Origin of the sequence: Neorhizobium sp. JUb45 (assembly GCF_004343585.1) — a bacterium.
Lineage (GTDB): Bacteria > Pseudomonadota > Alphaproteobacteria > Rhizobiales > Rhizobiaceae > Neorhizobium.
This window is the reverse complement of sequence record NZ_SLYW01000004.1, coordinates 437,346-455,229: the sequence shown is the minus strand read 5'-3', so window position 1 is coordinate 455,229 and position 17,884 is coordinate 437,346. Positions and strand designations below refer to the sequence as shown.

Genomic DNA, 17,884 nt, shown 5'->3' with positions numbered 1-17,884 from the left:
GTTCCTTGCAAGCTTAGGTGAACCAGTAGGCGTTATATCGACATACTACCGAGGGCTTTAGAAACCCTTGCCGCCGCGCAGTTCGGACACAACGGTTCCGACCATGATGCGGATATCGAACCAAACGGAAAACTTGTCGATATAATGCAGGTCGCAGGCAATGCGGGCACGTGCCTTGCCGGGGCGGTCTGTCGGACCACGCAGGCCGCGCATCTGGGCAAGACCCGTCATGCCGGGCTTTACCATGTGGCGGCGATGATAATCCGGCACCAGATCCTCGTAAGGGATGCCGGCGGCCAGCATGCCGATGGCGTGGCAGCGCGGGCCGACCAGCGACATGTCGCCCTTCAGCACGTTCAGAAGCTGCGGCAGTTCGTCGATATTGGTCTTGCGCAGGATGGCGCCCAGCTTGGTGATGCGCGGATCGTTCTTGATCGTCTGAGCGACACCGGTCGCATCACCGAGGTCGGTGCGCATCGAGCGGAACTTGTAAACCCTGATCTTGCTGCAATCCTTGCCCCAGCGGGTCTGCCGGAAAAGCACCGGTCCCTTGCTGTCGAGCTTGATCAGAACGGCAACCGCCAATAGCAGAGGTGCCAGGGCGATAAGGGCCATCAGCGAGACGGAAATATCGACCGCACGTTTGGCGGCGAGATGTGCCCGCGAATGGCTGACCTTCCGCATCACCGCGGCTGTGCCATAGTCCTCGATATTGAAAGAAAATGGCTTGGGCTGCTCATCCGCCACCCGAATTGCGTCTATCTGGCGTCCCGATCCCGTCACGTCATCCACCCGCATCTGTTCCACACTCAGTCGCATTTGCCAGCGCCATTGGCCGCGCCAGGAATTTGCCGATCCTCAATGCGCATCCTCAATGAAGGGTTAACGCGACAGCAGGACGACCAGAGATGGTACATGTTGCAGTGCAAGAGCTTTTCAAGGCTTAATGAGCAAAAGTCATATTTTGTTTGAAAGGGCGGCCAATGGAATGCCAGCGACCGCCCTCTCAAGCCATTGTCAAAGCTTGAGAATATACTCCGCCAGACGGCCGGCTGCCTCGCGAACCTGAACGGGATCACGCAGGAAGCAGGCGCGCAGGAAGGGAGCACCGCCCGGACCGAAGGCCGTGCCCGGCGCCAGACCGACCAGCGTCTTGTCGACGATATCGAAGGCCGCGGCACGGCTGTCGGTGATACCATCGACCTTGAGGAAGGCGTAGAGGGCACCATCGGGTTTACGGGTTTCCACACGATTGGTGGAAATCAGCGTGTCGCAGAGGATGTCGCGCGAGATTGTGGCGCGCTCGATGTTCTGGCGCACGAAATCGTCGCCCTTGTCGAGCGCCACGACGGCGCCGCGCTGCATGAACTGCGCAAGACCGGAGCTGGAATACTGGATGAGATTGCCGATAACATCGCCCATTTCCGGCGGCGCGACGATCCAGCCGACGCGCCAGCCGGTCATCGACCAGTTTTTCGAAAACGAGTTGGCGAACAGGATGCGGTCGCCCTCTTCCATCACGTCGAGGAAAGATGGCGCGCGGCCGCCCGCATAATAATAGAGCGCGTAAATCTCGTCGGCGATGATCCACAGACCATGCTTGCGCGCCAGCGTCAGGATATCGGCGAGATCCTGCTTCGTTGCCACCCAGCCAGTCGGGTTGGACGGGGTATTGATGAACAGTGCCTTGGTGCGCGGCGTGATCAGCGCTTCCAGCTTGTTCATGTCGACCTTGAAGCCGCCATCGACGAAATCGAGCGGCAGGCCGATCGGGGTTGCGCCACCGATGCCGACGGCGGAGACGATGTTCGGCCAGCTCGGCGTCAGATAGATCAGCTCGTCGCCGGGCGCGGTGACCGCCTGCACACAGAGCGTGATCGCATGCATGCCGGAACTGGTGACGGAAAAATTGTCGATCGGCAGCGAGACCTGAAAATGACGCTGGTAGAAATCCGACAGGGCCTGACGCATTTCCGGAATGCCGCGCTGCCAGGTATAGAAGGTTTCGCCCGCCATCAGGGCGTCGCTGGCCGCCTTGTTGATGAAATCGGGGCTTGGCAGATCGCCCTCGCCCGCCCAGAGCGGAATCAGGCCATCGCGACCGCGGGCGTAGTTCATGACTTCGACGATACCGCTCGGCGGGGCTGAGGCGATACGGCTGCTGAGGCTTTCAAGAATGGACATGCGGCATGAGTTCTCCGTTTGGAGGTTTCATAACGCAGATAAGCCGACGAATCCCATGAGAATTCGTCGGCTTTCTATTGATTTATGTGAAGCGTTGCCGATCAGCGCGTCTTCAACAGATCGCGGATTTCCGACAGAAGCTGGATATCGGCCGGTGGCGGCGCGGGGGCGGCCTCGACCGGCTTCTTTTCTTCCGCTGCACGCAGCTTGTTCACACCCTTCACCATCAGGAAGATGATCCAGGCGAGGATGAGGAAGTTGATGATGACGGTGAGGAACTTGCCATAGGCAAAAACCGCGCCCTGTTCCTTGGCGGCATCCAGCGTCGTGGCGGTGACGGCTGAATTCAGCGGGAAGAAGTAGTTGGAGAAATCGATACCGCCGACAACGACACTGACGACCGGCATGACGATGTCGTTGACGAGCGAGCTGACGATGCCTGTGAAGGCGCCGCCGATGATGATGCCGACCGCGAGATCGACGACGTTGCCCTTGGCGATGAAGGAGCGAAATTCGCTGACGAAAGACATGGTTACCCTCTCTGTATGTCCCACCCTGAAACGCAACATAGCGCATTCTAAAATACTGAAAAGGCCGGTTTTGAGTAATCGCGCCGGATCCGGCCATCTTCAACTTTTTGACGAGAAGCCGCTGATTTTCAAGCGCCGGCTTTTGTCCTAGACTTCTTTCCGGAGGACGACCGGTCTGCCCGGTCGCGGAGGAAAGATGCTTCCAGGCTGGGCCATTTTCCTGTCGGCGTGTGCCTATATTCTGCTGCTGTTCGCGATCGCCACCTATGGCGACCGGCGCAGCGCACGCGTCGGCGTGAGCCGCAACGGAAGGCCGCTCGTCTATGCCCTGAGCCTTGCCGTCTACTGCACGTCATGGACCTATTTTGGTGGCGTTGGCCTTGCTGCCGGCCACGGACTGGAATTTGCCGGCATCTATATCGGCCCGATCATCGCCTTTACCATCGGCCTGCCGATCATCCGCCGCATCATCGAGATCGCCAAGGCGGAACGTCTGGTATCGGTGGCCGACTTCGTGGCTGCCCGCTACGGCAAGAACCAGACGGTGGCGCTGATCGTCGCCGTCATCTCGCTGGTCGGCGTCATTCCCTATATCGCGCTGCAGCTTCGCGCCGTTTCCAGCTCGGTTGCCGCCATGCTCGATCCGTCGGGCTTTGGTGGAGACAGCATGGCGCCCGGCATCATTGATCTGGCGCTGATCGTGACGCTGATGATGGCCTGTTTCGCGGTGATGTTCGGCACCCGCCACACCGACGCCACCGAACATCAGGACGGCTTGATCCTTGCAATCGGGGCGGAATCCCTGGTCAAGCTGGTGGCATTTTTCACCGCCGGCATCGCCGTGCTGTTTTTCCTGTTCGATGGCCCGACCGACCTTTTTCAGCAGGCGGCAAACCATTCGCTGGTCTCCGCCTCGATGGATTACCGCACGCCGACAAGCCGGTGGGTGGTGCTGATCGTGCTGTCGGTGTTTGCGATCATTCTCCTGCCGCGCCAGTTCCATGTGACGGTGGTCGAGAACCGCACGATGCGGGAATTGCGCATGGCCGGCTGGCTGCTGCCGCTTTACCTGATCGCCATCAACCTGTTCGTGCTGCCGGTTGCGGCTGCCGGCCTGATCCTGCTCGGCGGCAGTGGCGATTCCGATCTTTATCTCCTGCTTCTGCCGCTGACCCAGCATATGCCGGCCGTCACGCTGATCGTCTTCATCGGCGGGTTTTCGGCCGCCACCGCCATGGTCATCGTCGAATCCGTGGCGCTGTCGATCATGGTATCGAACGACATCGTCATGCCGGTGTTTCTGCGCCGCCGCCTGATCGGCTCCGATGACCAGCGCGCCGATTTTTCGCCGATGTTGCTCAGCATCCGCCGCATGGCGATCTTTGCCGTGCTGATGCTCGGTTACGTCTATTATCGCATGTCCGACGGCCAGTACGGCCTTGCCTCGATCGGCCTTCTGTCGTTTGCCGCGATCGCGCAGATGGCGCCTTCCGTGCTCGGCGGGTTGTGGTGGCACCGGGCCAATGCGCGCGGCGCCATTGCCGGCATGCTGATCGGTTTCCTGACCTGGGCCTATCTTCTGTTCGTGCCAAGCCTCGGCGGGCCGGACAACGCCCATGTCGCCTCTGCCGTGCTGAACTTCCTTCTGCCCGGCACCGGGCTTTTCTCTGGCGCGCGCGCCGATCCTCTCGTCAATGCGGTCACACTCAGCCTGTTGCTCAATCTCACCGCCTTCGTCCTCGGTTCCTTGTCGCGCAATCCGCGGCCGCTGGAGCGGGTGCAGGCCGGCGTATTCGTGCGCCGTCAGCCGCGGTCGCAACTGGTCAGCCGCGGCTGGAAAACGGCCGTGACCATCGGCACGCTGAAGACAACGATCGGCCGCTATCTCGGCGAGGAGCGCATGCGCCGCTCCTTTGCCAGCCATGAACGCACGACCGGGCGCAAGCTTTCCGATGCTGATGCCGCCGACATGTCGGTCATCCATTTTTCCGAACAGCTGCTCGGCAGCGCCATCGGCTCTGCCTCCGCTCGTCTCGTGCTGTCGCTGGTTCTGCAGAAGGCCGAGGATGCCGGACCGGATACGGCATGGCTGCTCGATCAGGCCAGCGAGGCGCTGCAGCACAATCAGGACATGCTGCAGACCGCCCTTTCGAAAATGGATCAGGGAATTGCCGTATTCGACAGTGTCGGCCGGCTGACGGTGTGGAACCGGCGTTTCCGCACCCTGCTCGATCTGCCGGAAGAGGTGGGACAGGTCGGTTATCCGCTGTCCGATCTCGTCTCCATTCTCGTTGCCCGAGGCGATCTCGATGCGGCCGGCAGAACGGCGCTGGTTGCGCGCTTCAAGACACTCGACATTCCCTTTTCGCTGGCACTCGGCAAACGAAAACGCATTCTCGAAGTCCGCTCCAATGCCATGCCGGACAACGGGTTCGTTGCCACCTTTACCGACATTACCGACCGCGTATCCGCCGCCCGCGCGCTGCAGGAGGCAAACGAGACGCTGGAACTGCGCGTCAGTGAACGCACCGCCGAACTGATGCAGGTGAATGGCGAACTGGCGGCCGCCCGCGCCAGCGCAGACGATGCCAATCTGGGAAAAACCCGGTTTTTCGCCGCCGCCGGCCACGACATTCTCCAGCCACTGAATGCCGCGCGGCTATACTCCTCGGCGCTGGTCGGGCGGCTTGGGCAATCGGAAAACAGCGAACTGGTGAGCAATATCGATTCCGCACTGGAATCGGTCGAGGCCATTCTCGGTGCCGTGCTGGACATGTCGCGGCTCGATACCGGCGCGATGAAACCGCAGATCGCCCCGGTGGCGCTGGGCGATCTTCTGCACCGGATCGAGACCGACTTTGCGCCGCTGGCACGTGAAAAAAACCTCACCTTCAAGGTCATGCCCACGTCTCTCGCCGTCCGCTCGGATGCCAACCTGTTGCGGCGGCTGGTGCAGAATCTTGTCTCCAACGCCATCAAATACACCGTGTCCGGCAAGGTTCTGGTGGGCGTGCGCCGACGTGGCGAAGAGGTGGTGATCGAGGTGGCCGACAGCGGTATCGGCATTCCGAAGGCCAGTTTCGAGGCGATCTTCGAAGAATTCACCCGGCTCGATGAAGGGGCCCGCACGGCCAGCGGGCTTGGGCTGGGCCTTTCCATCGTCGACCGTATTTCGCGTGTGCTTGCCCATCCGGTCGAAATTGTTTCCGCGCCGGGTCGCGGCACGATCTTTCGTGTGAAATTACCGAGGGCGGAAGCCGGCAAGGTGGCAGCGCCCCTGCCCTTGGCCGTTTCACCGCACTCGCTTAACGGCGTCACCGTTTTGTGCATCGACAACGATCCGCGCATTCTGGCCGGCATGGCGATCCTGATTTCCGGCTGGGGCTGCACCGTTCTGCAAGCCAGTTCGAAAGCGGAAGCGGAGGCCCTTGCCGAGGGTTTCCACAGCGATGCCGTCACACCCGTTCCCGATCTCGTGATCGCCGATTATCACCTTGACGACGGAACCGGGATTGCGGCAATTCTCGGGCTGAGGGGTCGATTCGAAATCGACATTCCGGCCCTGATCATTACCGCCGACCGCAGCCAGGAGGTTCGCGCCGAGACAAAAAAATACGGCCTGGGATTGCAGAATAAGCCCGTCAAACCGGCGGCGCTGAGAGCATATATCGCCCAGATCGCAAGTCATCGCCGCGCCGCGGCCGAGTAGGTTCCCATTCCGGCACACACATTTCCTTGATCACTTCTTGATCGCGTGCGGGTTGTAAAAATGATCCGACCTCGGAACCGCACGCCTTTTTGCCGCGTTTAGGCGCGTATCTTCCACCGGCCCGCAGAGGCACCAAGGCATCGATCGCGCCCGCGTTCGGCACCTGAAAGACGGAGAACGCGACCGATGAAACGCTTTGAGATTATTGATGGATTGCGGGGATACTTCCTCGTTTTCATGCTGATCAACCACCTGGTTTTTGCCGGCGGCTACTGGCTGGTCAAAATCAACCACAACCAGCTCGCGTTCGTTGAGGACGCACAGGGGTTCGTTTTCCTGTCCGGCCTGCTGATCGGCATGGTCTATGTGCGCAAGATGGCCAAGAACGGTTATGAGGCCGGACGCGCCGCGATCTATTCGCGTGCCTTCGAGCTTTACCGTTATGCCATGGGTATCGTGCTGGTTGCACTGGCTGCCCAGATGGTTCTGCCGGGCGCCTATTATATATGGTACAACTGGCTGGGTTACACGACCTTCGACGACCCGATGCGTCTGGCGGCGATTGCGACCTTCTTCTTCCAGCCGACCTTCATGGACATCCTGCCGCAATATATCGTCTACATGATCTTTGCGCCGATGCTGGTGAAGCTCGTGATCGACGGCAAATGGGCCTATGTGATGATCGGTTCGCTGATCGTCTGGATGGCCGGCCAGATCGGCGTACAGAAGCTGATCACCGACCCGATCAATTCGTTCCTGATGCGTCCGGACGATCAGGGCATGCGCACTTCGTTCAACCTGTTCGGCTGGCAGATCGTGTTCTATTCGGCTCTGGTGCTCGGCGCGCTGACCTCGCTCAACCGTATTCCGTGGGGCAAGATCTTCTCGCCGGAAAACTCGTTCATTCCGCTGGCCGCCGTTTCCGTCTGCCTGTTCTTCCTGCCCCTGCGCATCATGACCGCTTATGGCCTGATGCCGCCGGAGCTGGCTGCCAAGTTCGCGACACTGGAAATCCGTACCGACTTCAGCGTGGTCTATCTGCTGAACTTCATGGCAGCCGCCTCGCTGATGACGTGGATGCTGATTGCCGGCCCGAAACATCCGGCCGTCTGGGTTCGCAAGATCGCCAATGCACTGGTCTGGGTGTTCTCGATCCGCTTTCTGCAGCTGCTCGGTCGCCATTCGCTCTACGTTTACGTCTGGCACGTCGCCATCGTTTACGCCGTCTATTATTTCGACGGTCGTTCGCCGGAACTGTCGCAGTTCACCAAGGCGATGATCGCCGTGGTCGGCGTGGCCCTTCTGGCGATCCCTGCGCTGTGGCGCGAACGCGACAAGTTCTTTGGCACAGCCGAAGACAATGTACCGGCGCCGCGTGGCCCCAATGGCCAGGTCGCCGCACCTGCCACGGCCAGCGTGAAGGCCGGCCCCAAGGCCAGCGTGCCGGTAACCCGTCCGCGCACCGCCTGACCGGCACGATTTCGAAACTGCAAGGGCGGCTTGGCAACAAGCCGCCCTTTCTCGTTTCCCCACCGGGTGACGAAGGCGGGTGCTTGCGATAGAGGTTGATCATCTCTCTTCCCCGCGACCGGAGTTTTCATGTTACGCGGCATCGCAGCCCTTCTTCTTTTCCAGCTTCTTGGCGAAAGCCTTGTTTTCCTGACCCGACTGCCCGTTCCCGGCCCGGTGGTCGGCATCGTGCTGCTGTTTGCCGCGCTGCAGGCCGGCCGACGCTTCGGCCATAGCGGATATCCGCGCATCGAAGCGGTCGCCGATAGCATGCTTGCCAATCTCGGCCTGATGTTCGTGCCGGCCGGCGTTGGCGTGGTGGCCTTGTGGGGGCTGGTCGAGAGCCAGGCGGCGGCGATCATCGCGGTTCTGGTCCTGTCGGCGGTCTTCACGCTGGCCATTACCGTGTGGACCTTCATCGGTGTGCGACGACTGATGGCCCGAGCCGGAGAAAAACGATGAGAAGCCCGATCGAACTCTGGGTCTACCTGTCGACCTCGCCGCTGATCTGGCTGACGCTGACTGTGTGCACATGGATTGCCGCCACCGAAATTTCGCAGAGGCTGCGGCGGAACCCGTTGGCCAATCCGGTGCTGATCTCGGTCATCTTCCTATCGCTGGTGATGACGGCGTTCGGCATTCCTTTCGAGACCTTCTTTGCCGGCGCGCAGTTCGTGCATTTCCTGCTCGGCCCGGCGACGGTGGCGATTGCCGTGCCGCTGTACCGGAACTGGGAGAATGTGAAAAAGCTGCTTCTGCCGATCGCCGCCGCCCTTGTCGTCGGCTCGCTGGCGGCGGTGGCTTCGGTCGTCGTGCTCGGACAGGCTTTCGGGCTGTCGCAAGAGGTAATGATCTCCTTCCTGCCGAAATCCGCCACCGCCGGCGTTGCCATGGCGATTTCGTCCGAGATGGGCGGCAACGCCTCGCTGACGGCGGTTCTGGTGATCCTCACCGGCATTATCGGCGCGGTGATCGTCACACCGTTCATGAACCTGATGCGCATTCAAGACTACGCCGCGCGTGGTTTTGCGGCGGGCCTCACCTCGCACGGCATCGGCACCGCCCGCGCTTATGAGGTGAATGCCACGGCCGGACTGTTTGCCGGCATCGCCATGGCGCTCAATGCGGTGGCGACCTCGGTGGTGGTGCCGCTGGCCACGTCGCTTCTGATGCACTGAAGCGGCGCGCCCGCCACTTGGCGACGGTGCTTGCGGCGTTATCTACGGTTTCATCGCGAAGCCAGGAGCAGGTCCATGACCAAACCGCACCCTTCCAAGACGCATATCGGCAATCACGCGCTTCACCCCGAAACGCAAATGCTGAACTACGGTTACGACCCCGAATTGTCCGAGGGCGCGGTAAAACCGCCAGTCTTCCTTACCTCCACCTTCGTGTTCAAATCGGCGGAAGAAGGCCGTGACTTCTTCGATTATGTGTCCGGCCGCAAGGAGCCGCCGGAAGGCACCGGCGCGGGCCTTGTCTATTCGCGCTTCAATCATCCCAATAGCGAGATCGTCGAGGACCGGTTGGCGGTTTACGAGCGCGCGGAAAGCGGTGTGCTGTTTTCCTCCGGCATGTCGGCGATTGCCACGGTGCTGCTGGCCTTCGTCAAACCGGGCGACAGCATTTTGCATTCGCAGCCGCTTTATGGCGGCACCGAAACGCTGCTGGCGAAAAAATTTGCCGAGCTGGATGTTGCCGCCGTGGGCTTTTCCGATGGTGTCGACGAAGCCTCCGTCAACGCCGCCGCCCAAGCGGCGATGTCAAAAGGCCGCGTATCGGTGATCCTGATCGAGACGCCGGCCAACCCGACCAACAGCTTGGTGGACATAGGCCTGATGCGGCACGTCGCCGACGAAATCGGCAAGGCGCAAGGCCACACGCCGATCGTCGTCTGCGACAACACGCTGCTCGGCCCTGTCTTCCAGCGGCCGATCGAGCATGGTGCGGACATTTCCGTCTATTCGCTGACAAAGTATGTCGGCGGCCATTCGGATCTGATTGCCGGTGCAGCACTCGGATCGAAAGCGGTGATGAAACCGGTGAAGGCTCTGCGCGGCGCGATCGGCACGCAGCTCGATCCACATTCCTGCTGGATGCTGGGGCGGTCCCTGGAAACACTGTCGATCCGCATGGAAAAGGCCAATACCAATGCCAAGGCGGTCGCCGACTTTCTGAAAAGCCACCCCGCCGTCGAGAGTATTCATTACCTGCCCTATCACGACCCGCAATCGCCGACCGGAAAGGTGTTTGCCCGCCAGTGCAGCGGTGCGGGTTCGACCTTTTCCTTCGATATCAAAGGCGGGCAGCCGGCCTCCTTCCGCTTCCTCAATGCGTTGTCGATCTTCAAGCTGGCGGTCAGCCTTGGTGGCACGGAATCGCTTGCCAGCCATCCGGCCACGATGACGCATTCCGGCGTGCCAGTGGAGGTGCGCCAGAGGATCGGCGTTCTGGAGAGCACGATCCGGCTTTCGATCGGCATCGAACATCCCGACGACCTGATCGCCGACCTGACAGTCGCTCTCGACCAGAGTTGAACCGGGGCCTGGACGAGGCGTGCCCGGCGCGCCGGGCAGCCCTGCATGGCAACACTTTGACATTTGCCGTTGAAAACAGTAGAGACGCGCCCATGTTCGGCTGCGAGCCTTGCAGCCAGGGCGCCCCGGAAACGTGGGCGCATTAAATCCGAAAGACAGTAATTCATGACCGCAATTGACGGCGCGATCCCGCCGATCGCCAAGGCGTTGGAAAAACGTGGCTACTCGACGCTTACCCCGGTTCAGCTGGCGATGCTCGATCCGGCCCTCATCACGTCCGACGCGCTGGTTTCGGCGCAGACCGGTTCCGGCAAGACGGTTGCCTTCGGCATCGCCATGGCGCCGACGCTTCTCGGTGACGCCGAGCAGTTCGGCCGCGCCGGCGTGCCGCTGGCACTGGTGATCGCGCCGACCCGCGAACTGGCCCTGCAGGTGAAGCGCGAGCTGGACTGGCTGTACGCCGAAGCCGGCGCCGTCATCACCTCCTGCGTCGGTGGCATGGACATCCGCTCCGAGCGCCGGGCGCTGGAACGTGGCGCCCATATCGTCGTCGGCACGCCGGGCCGTATATGCGACCATATCCGCCGCAACGCGCTCGACATGTCGGAACTGCGCGTCGCCGTGCTGGACGAGGCCGACGAAATGCTCGACCTCGGTTTCCGTGAGGATCTCGAATATATTCTCGAGCAGGCCCCGGATGATCGCCGCACCCTGATGTTCTCAGCCACCGTGCCGGCCGCCATTGCCAAGCTTGCCAAGAGCTACCAGCGCAATGCCGTGCGCATTGCCACGGCCGCCGAGCAGAAGCAGCATGTGGACATCGAGCAGCGCGCGCTTCTCGTTTCCGCGCAGGACCGCGAAAACGCCATCGTCAACGTGCTGCGCTACTACGAAGCGCCGAATGCGATCGTGTTCTGCTCGACCCGCGCTGCCGTCAACCATCTGACCGCACGCCTTTCCAACCGCAATTTCTCCGTCGTGGCGCTTTCCGGCGAACTGACGCAGAACGAGCGCACCCATGCGCTGCAGGCCATGCGTGACGGCCGTGCCCGCGTTTGCGTGGCCACCGACGTTGCAGCCCGCGGTATCGACCTTCCCGGCCTTGAGCTGGTTATCCATGCCGACCTGCCGACCAATTCGGAAACGCTTCTGCATCGTTCGGGCCGCACGGGTCGTGCCGGTTCCAAGGGCATCAGCGCGCTGATCATTCCGGTAAACCAGCGCCGCAAGGCCGAACGCCTTCTGTTCGGTGCCAAGATCGAGCCGACCTGGGCCAACCCGCCGTCTGCCGACGCCGTTATCGAACGTGACGAGGAGCGGCTGTTCGCCAATCCGATCTTCACCGAAGTGACGAAGGACGAGGACGAACTGGCGCTGATCGCCAAGCTGACCGAGCGTTTCGACGCCGAAAAGCTGGCAGCCGCCTTCGTCTCGATGTATCGCGGCAAAAATTCCGCGCCGGAAGAAATTTTTGAAGTATCGCTGGATGGCGCGCGCAAGCCGCGTGAAGGCCAGACCGGCGACGCCGCTTCCCGTCCGCTGACGCCGCGTGGCGACTTTGGCCCGGCCGTCTGGTTCTCGCTCTCCGTCGGCCGCAAGCAACGCGCCGAACCGCGCTGGCTGATCCCGACCATCTGCAAGAGCGGTGATCTGACCAAGAACCAGATCGGCGCCATCAAGATGCAGGCCGACGAGACTTTTGTCGAAATCTCCGCCGACCACGCCGAAAGGTTCCTCGCCAAGCTGGGCAAGGACCGCCTGATGGAGCGCGGCATCCGCGTGACCAAGCTGGACGGCGCACCCGACTTTTCCAAGTTTTCGCGCGGCACCGACGACGAAGGCTTTACCCAGCGTGATGGCCCGCGCATGGACAAGCCGTGGAAAGAAAAGAAGTTCAATGACGGCCCGCGTGGCGACAAGCCTTTCAAGGCCAAGCCTTACGGCGACAAGCCGGCCAGAGACGGCGACGGCCCGCGCAAGGACTGGAAGCCCAAGGGTGCCGGCAATGACGCTCCGCGTTCCGAGGGCTACAAGTCCGAAGGTTACAAGGGCGACAAGGTGAAATCCGACCGCCCCGGCGACGACAAGCCCTGGAAGAAAAAATCCAACGACGCGCCTGCCGGTGAAGCAAAACCCTTTGCCAAGAAGGGCAAACCGGACTTCGCAAAACCTGCGGGAGCCAAGCCGTTTGCCAAGGCTGGACCGAAGGGCGGCGCCGGCGGCAAGTTCGGGAAATCCGACAAGCGCGGTTGATCCTTCGATTTCACGATGACCAGAAAGGCCGGGCGACCGGCCTTTTTTTGTTGTCTGGATGCGGAGGACTTCCGGCAGGCGACCGGACAATTTGAGATCCGCAATAAACATCTTATTTAGATGATCATAATATACAAATGCGATGGGCACAGCTGAGACCCAAAACCCTCGCATCGGTGTGTTATGTCGAAATCGCTTTTTCCAAAACTGCCGCTTCGTATCCGTATCGTCATTGCGGCGACCGCATTCTTCATGGCTGTGGCCGCCATACTGGCAGTGCTGATCGCCATTTCGGTACGCGACATGACGAATACGGCGACCTCTATCGATGATGCACGCGCAAGACATGCGGCGACGGCAGCCATATCCGCATTGCAGGAACACCTGAGCGCCACCGCACGCGACAACACCGTGTGGGACGATGGTTACGAACACATAACATCGCCCGAAGCAAAGGAGTTTTCCGATACGACCTGGGGCAGGAGCACCAAGGATAATCCGCTGTTCGATGCGTCGATCGTCGTGACACCGGAGCAGACCATTCTGAGCAGCTACAAGAAGGGCGAGGAATTCGACCCCACCGACTTCTTTGGTTCTTCGCTGGCCGATCTCATCAGCCATGCGAAAACCTCCGGCCGTGTGCCGGTCGTCAGTTTCGCCCGAAGCGTCGACGGATTGGCGCTCATGGCGGCAGGTGCGATACAGCCCTATGACCAGACGGTCGCCTCCGGCACATCCTTTCATACGCTCGTGCTGGTCCGGTTACTGTCGACGGACACGCTCGACGAGATCGAGCACACCTTTGACCTCGACGATCTGAGCGTCAGCGTTACACCCGAGCCGCACATGCTGTCGGTTCCGCTGAACGACGCCGACGGCAACACACTGACCTATCTGCAATGGGAAAGCCGCGATCCCGGCGCGATGATCTATAACCGCGTCTCCGGTTATCTTCTCGCAGCGGCGCTGGTTCTTGTCGCCTTTCTCGTCGCGGTTCTGGTCACCGGCATCCTCTCGGTACGCATGCTGCAACGCTCCACCGACCGCGCCCGCCACCGTGCCACCCATGATGTGCTGAGCGGGCTTTTGAACCGTGCCGGCATTCTCGAACAGCTGGACAAGGCGATCGCCACCGACAAGGCTGGCCTGACGCTGCACCTGATCGACCTCGACGGGTTCAAGGGCGTCAACGATGCCTGGGGCCATGCCGTTGGCGACGAGCTGATCAAGCTGGTGGCGGCACGGGTGCAATCCTATCTTCCCGCCAACGCGCTGTTCGCGCGCCTCGGCGGCGACGAATTTGCCGTGGCGACGCCGCTCGACACAACACCGGATCTTGCCCAGACAATCGTCGAATGTGTGGCCGAGCCTTTCATGATCGGCGGGCGCACGATCGAGATCGGCGCCAGCATCGGCACGGTGATTTCCGAGAACGATGTGCCTGATGCGCTGGAACTGCTCAGGCGCGCCGACATGGCGCTTTATACCGCCAAGGAGAGCGGCCGCGGCAAGGCGGTGACCTTTACCGCCGCGCTCGACAATGACCGGCATATGGCCGCCGAACTGGAAGACAGGCTGCGCAAGGCGCTGGAGCGGGGCGAGGTGCAAGTTTCCTACCAGCCGCTGTTCGATGCCAAGGCCGGCCGGGTGGTGGGTGTGGAGGCGCTGGCGCAATGGATGCCGGTGACCGGCCGCGTCAGCCCGGAAGTGTTCATCCCGATCGCCGAGCGCTCGGGGCTGATCGACCAGCTGGGCATGCAGGTTCTCAAAGCCGCGATCGACCAGGCGCGCCAATGGAAAACGCTGGCACTTTCGGTAAATGTGTCGCCGATCCAGCTGCGCAACCCGAATTTTCCGGCCGATGTCATCCGCCTGCTGGAGGCGACGGGGTTCGACCCGCACCGGCTGACGCTGGAAATCACCGAAGGCGTGCTGATGTCCAATCCCGACCAGGCGCGCCGCGCCATCGAGATGCTGCGCAATGTCGGCGTGAAATTCGCGCTGGACGATTTCGGCTGCGGATATGCCAGCATCGGCGCCCTGCGCACGTTTGGTTTCGACCGGATGAAGATCGACCGCTCGCTGGTGAGCGGGCTGGACAACCGCGAGGGATCGGAAGTGCTGACCGCGACGATTTCGCTGGCGCATGCGCTCAACATTCCGGTGACGGCAGAAGGCGTGGAAACACAGGAACAGGCAACCGCGCTGAAACTTTCGGGCTGCGACCAGCTGCAGGGATTTTTGCTGGGCCGGCCGATGAGCGGCGCGGATATCACGGCGCTGGTGAGGGTGAGCGCGGCTTGAGGGTTGGCCTACCGAAGGACCGAGGGCGCTCTTGCGGCCTGTATCAGTGTCGCGACAAGGAGGACAAACACCAGAAGCGGCAGCACGAGCAAAAGCAGAATGAAACCGACAACGATGATGAGAGGGTTTTCCATCGACAGAATGGTTGCGTTGGATGCCTCATAGGCAAACATCATGTTGCGCCCGCATGGAACAAGCAATGCAAGCAGCGCCGCCAGAAGCCACAGCGCATCACCGTCATACTGCGCGACATAAACCAGGATACAACAAGCGCTCGCGATACCCAGCAGGATGAATGCAGCTTGCTGCAGGTAGGCGTTGCGCGGCCGGCTTGGCCTCAGAAAATTCTTTATCCACATGACGTTGCTCCCGAAGACCATCTCCCCGGCAAGCCATGGGCGCAGGACGTTTCAACATCCCGGCACACTATATTCGGAAGCCGGCCGTAGCCAGCTTCCGCTTTGTTTTGTCCTCAACCGGGGCAGCTTTACGCCGCCTCCCCCACTTTCCCATAGGGATCGAAGCGTCCGTAAAACGTCTCGCCCTTCGCTGCCATGTCCTTCAAGAGCGGCGTCGGGGCAAAGTGGTCGCCGTACTGAGCTGCCAGTTTTTCCGCCAGTGCCACGAACGTCTTGACGCCCATGCCGTCGATATAGCTCAGCGTGCCGCCCGTATAAGGCGCGAAACCGAAACCGAGGATGGAGCCGACATCGGCTTCGCGGGGATCGGTGACAATGCCTTCTTCCACCGTGCGGGCCGCTTCCAGTGCGATCGTCACGAGGAGACGCTGCTTCAGAAGGTTGACATCCACTTCGCTGGCCGGCTTCTGCGGATAAAGATCTTTCAGGCCGGGCCAGAGCGATTTCTTGGCCGGTTTTGGCGGGTAATCGTAAAAACCCTGGCCATTCTTGCGGCCGCGACGGTCGAGATCGTTCACCAGCTTGTCGATCAGCGCCATGTGGCCCGGCTTGACCGAGCTTTCGCCCAGATCGGCAATCGAGGCCTTCATGATCTTCTGGCTGAGATCGACGGCGACTTCGTCGTTCAAGGAGAGCGGGCCGACCGGCATGCCGGCCATTTTTGCCGCGTTTTCGATCATCGCTGCCGGCACGCCCTCGGCCAGCATGTCATAGGCCTCGTTGATATAGCGGAAGACGCAGCGGTTGACGAAGAAACCGCGCGTATCGTTGACGACAATCGGCGTCTTCTTGATTTTTGCGACGAAATCCAGCGCCGTGGCCAGTGCCTTGTCGCCGGTCTTCTCTCCCAGGATGACTTCGGTGAGCATCATCTTTTCGACCGGCGAGAAGAAATGCACGCCGACTAACTGGTCTGGGCGTTTCGAGTTTTGCGCAAGCCCCGAGATCGGCAGGGTGGAGGTGTTGGAGGCAAAGATCGTGGTGGCCGGGATAACGGCCTCGACCTGTTCGATCACCGCCTTCTTCACGGCGCGATCCTCGAACACCGCTTCGATGACCAGGTCGGCATCCGAGAGCGTGGAATAATCCGGCGTCGAGGTGACGAGCGAGAGCAGCTTTTCGCCCTCTTCCTTGGTGAGGCGGCCCTTGGACACGCTTTCCGCCACCAGCTTTTCCGAAACGGCCTTGCCCTTGTCGGCTGCTTCCTGATCCCGGTCGATCAGCACGACGGGGATGCCGGCGGCGGCCGTGACGTAAGCGATCGAGGCGCCCATGAAGCCGGCGCCGACGACGCCGATTTTCTTGAACTCGCTTTTCGGAACGCCAGCCGGACGGCGCGCGCCTTTTCCCAGTTCCTGCATGGAGATGAACAGCGAGCGGATCATCGAGAAGGCTTCGGTGGTGCCGAGAACCTGCGTGAAATAGCGCTGTTCGACCTTCAGCGCCGTATCGAACGGGAGCTGCAGGCCTTCATAGACGCATTTCAAAATGGCGAGCGCGCCCGGATAATTGCCGGCCGTCTCACGGCGCAGGATGGCCGGGGCGGCCGGCCAGAGCTGGGCGGCTTGAGGCGTCCACACACCGCCGCCGGGGGCCTTGAAACCTTTTTCATCCCAGGGGGCGATGGGTTTGAGGCCGTCCTTGATCATCTGTTTGGCCGCCGTGACCAGTTGCTCCGGTTCGACCACCTGATGCACAAGGCCCATGGCCTTTGCGCGCTGCGGGGTGAGCGACTGGCCGGTGGTCATCATCTGCAGGGCGGACTGGGCATCGGTGAGGCGCGACACACGCTGGGTGCCGCCGGCACCCGGAAAGATGCCGACTTTGACCTCGGGAAGCGCCAGCTTGACCGACTTGCCATTGGCGGCAACGCGGCCGTGGCAGGCGAGCGACAGTTCGAACGCGCCGCCCATGCAGGTACCGTTGATGGCCGACACCCAAGGCTTGCCGTTGGTCTCGATGGCGCGAAACAGCCAGGTCATGCGGCCGGCAACTTCGAACAGCTTTTGTTTGGCGGTGGCCGGATCTTTTGCCGTGGCCTCCTGCAGCATGGAGAACATGCCGCGGATCATGGTGAGATCGGCCCCGCCGGAGAAGGAGGATTTGCCGCTGGTGAAAACCACGCCCTTGATGGCGGCGTCTTCCACCGTCTGTTTCAGGAGGGCATCGAGTTCGTCCATCACCTCGACGGTGAAGACGTTCATGCTCTTGCCGGGCATGTCCCAGGTGATGACCGCGATGCCGTCTGCGTCGGTTTCGATGGTGAAGTTGGTGTAGGTGCTCATCGTGGGATTTCCTCTTCCCTGAAATCTTCTGTCTTCGCGTGGGGCCTCCCCCCTCACCCGCCTCCGCTTCGCTCGGCGACCTCTCCCCGAGGGGAGAGGAGGAATGGCAACCTCGCGGCCCGCTCCCTTATCTTCTCCCCAACGGGGAGAAGGT

At 61.3% G+C, this 17,884-nt stretch carries 12 protein-coding genes; 7 read left to right on the top strand and 5 right to left on the bottom strand.

Annotated features, from left to right (window positions below; all coding sequences use genetic code 11):
* Nucleotides 1–57 precede the first annotated feature (57 nt).
* The 3 genes from EDF70_RS18995 to mscL all read right to left on the bottom strand — a co-directional run bounded on the left by EDF70_RS18995 (nucleotide 58) and on the right by mscL (nucleotide 2,714).
* Nucleotides 58–684, bottom strand: coding sequence for a sugar transferase (locus EDF70_RS18995; RefSeq protein WP_132276861.1), 627 nt, complete (start codon nucleotides 682–684; stop codon nucleotides 58–60).
* 333 nt (nucleotides 685–1,017) lie between these two features.
* On the bottom strand, nucleotides 1,018–2,184 hold the full coding sequence (locus EDF70_RS18990) for a pyridoxal phosphate-dependent aminotransferase (protein ID WP_132276723.1): 1,167 nt from the start codon (nucleotides 2,182–2,184) through the stop codon (nucleotides 1,018–1,020).
* Nucleotides 2,185–2,285: 101 nt separating this feature from the next.
* A complete protein-coding gene (gene mscL, locus EDF70_RS18985) occupies nucleotides 2,286–2,714 on the bottom strand; it encodes a large conductance mechanosensitive channel protein MscL (protein WP_132276721.1) in 429 nt (142 codons plus the stop codon).
* Between the two features lie 196 nt (nucleotides 2,715–2,910).
* Between mscL and EDF70_RS18980 the strand changes: the two genes are divergently transcribed.
* The 7 genes from EDF70_RS18980 to EDF70_RS18950 all read left to right on the top strand — a co-directional run bounded on the left by EDF70_RS18980 (nucleotide 2,911) and on the right by EDF70_RS18950 (nucleotide 15,026).
* Nucleotides 2,911–6,423 carry a PAS domain-containing hybrid sensor histidine kinase/response regulator gene (locus EDF70_RS18980; RefSeq protein WP_132276719.1) on the top strand — a complete coding sequence of 1,171 codons (3,513 nt, stop codon included), beginning with the start codon at nucleotides 2,911–2,913 and terminating at the stop codon, nucleotides 6,421–6,423.
* A 186-nt stretch (nucleotides 6,424–6,609) separates the two neighbouring features.
* Entirely contained in the window at nucleotides 6,610–7,893 is a 1,284-nt protein-coding gene (opgC, locus tag EDF70_RS18975) for an OpgC domain-containing protein (protein ID WP_132276717.1), read from the top strand.
* 129 nt (nucleotides 7,894–8,022) lie between these two features.
* Nucleotides 8,023–8,394 (top strand): CidA/LrgA family protein, encoded by a 372-nt coding sequence (locus tag EDF70_RS18970; RefSeq protein ID WP_132276715.1) that lies wholly within the window; start codon nucleotides 8,023–8,025, stop codon nucleotides 8,392–8,394.
* Nucleotides 8,391–9,110 carry an LrgB family protein gene (locus EDF70_RS18965; RefSeq protein ID WP_132276713.1) on the top strand — a complete coding sequence of 240 codons (720 nt, stop codon included), beginning with the start codon at nucleotides 8,391–8,393 and terminating at the stop codon, nucleotides 9,108–9,110. The genes EDF70_RS18970 and EDF70_RS18965 overlap by 4 nt, the downstream gene beginning before the upstream one ends.
* 75 nt (nucleotides 9,111–9,185) lie before the next feature.
* A complete protein-coding gene (locus EDF70_RS18960; RefSeq protein WP_132276711.1) occupies nucleotides 9,186–10,469 on the top strand; it encodes a cystathionine gamma-synthase family protein in 1,284 nt (427 codons plus the stop codon).
* A 165-nt stretch (nucleotides 10,470–10,634) separates the two neighbouring features.
* Nucleotides 10,635–12,722 carry a DEAD/DEAH box helicase gene (locus EDF70_RS18955; RefSeq protein ID WP_132276709.1) on the top strand — a complete coding sequence of 696 codons (2,088 nt, stop codon included), beginning with the start codon at nucleotides 10,635–10,637 and terminating at the stop codon, nucleotides 12,720–12,722.
* A 183-nt stretch (nucleotides 12,723–12,905) separates the two neighbouring features.
* Nucleotides 12,906–15,026 carry a bifunctional diguanylate cyclase/phosphodiesterase gene (locus tag EDF70_RS18950; RefSeq protein ID WP_132276707.1) on the top strand — a complete coding sequence of 707 codons (2,121 nt, stop codon included), beginning with the start codon at nucleotides 12,906–12,908 and terminating at the stop codon, nucleotides 15,024–15,026.
* Nucleotides 15,027–15,034: 8 nt separating this feature from the next.
* On the opposite strand, the gene EDF70_RS18945 is transcribed toward EDF70_RS18950, so the two are convergent.
* Complete coding sequence (locus EDF70_RS18945) at nucleotides 15,035–15,385, bottom strand: hypothetical protein (RefSeq protein ID WP_132276705.1); 351 nt, start codon at nucleotides 15,383–15,385, stop codon at nucleotides 15,035–15,037.
* 128 nt (nucleotides 15,386–15,513) lie between these two features.
* Nucleotides 15,514–17,730 (bottom strand): 3-hydroxyacyl-CoA dehydrogenase NAD-binding domain-containing protein, encoded by a 2,217-nt coding sequence (locus tag EDF70_RS18940; protein ID WP_132276703.1) that lies wholly within the window; start codon nucleotides 17,728–17,730, stop codon nucleotides 15,514–15,516.
* Nucleotides 17,731–17,884 lie beyond the last annotated feature (154 nt).

Coding starts and splice junctions, on each gene's coding strand:
- EDF70_RS18995 (WP_132276861.1), bottom strand. CDS start 684: ATGCGGAAGGTCAGCCATTCGCGGGCACATCTCGCCGCCAAACGTGCG.
- EDF70_RS18990 (WP_132276723.1), bottom strand. CDS start 2,184: ATGTCCATTCTTGAAAGCCTCAGCAGCCGTATCGCCTCAGCCCCGCCG.
- mscL (WP_132276721.1), bottom strand. CDS start 2,714: ATGTCTTTCGTCAGCGAATTTCGCTCCTTCATCGCCAAGGGCAACGTC.
- EDF70_RS18980 (WP_132276719.1), top strand. CDS start 2,911: ATGCTTCCAGGCTGGGCCATTTTCCTGTCGGCGTGTGCCTATATTCTG.
- opgC (WP_132276717.1), top strand. CDS start 6,610: ATGAAACGCTTTGAGATTATTGATGGATTGCGGGGATACTTCCTCGTT.
- EDF70_RS18970 (WP_132276715.1), top strand. CDS start 8,023: ATGTTACGCGGCATCGCAGCCCTTCTTCTTTTCCAGCTTCTTGGCGAA.
- EDF70_RS18965 (WP_132276713.1), top strand. CDS start 8,391: ATGAGAAGCCCGATCGAACTCTGGGTCTACCTGTCGACCTCGCCGCTG.
- EDF70_RS18960 (WP_132276711.1), top strand. CDS start 9,186: ATGACCAAACCGCACCCTTCCAAGACGCATATCGGCAATCACGCGCTT.
- EDF70_RS18955 (WP_132276709.1), top strand. CDS start 10,635: ATGACCGCAATTGACGGCGCGATCCCGCCGATCGCCAAGGCGTTGGAA.
- EDF70_RS18950 (WP_132276707.1), top strand. CDS start 12,906: ATGTCGAAATCGCTTTTTCCAAAACTGCCGCTTCGTATCCGTATCGTC.
- EDF70_RS18945 (WP_132276705.1), bottom strand. CDS start 15,385: ATGTGGATAAAGAATTTTCTGAGGCCAAGCCGGCCGCGCAACGCCTAC.
- EDF70_RS18940 (WP_132276703.1), bottom strand. CDS start 17,730: ATGAGCACCTACACCAACTTCACCATCGAAACCGACGCAGACGGCATC.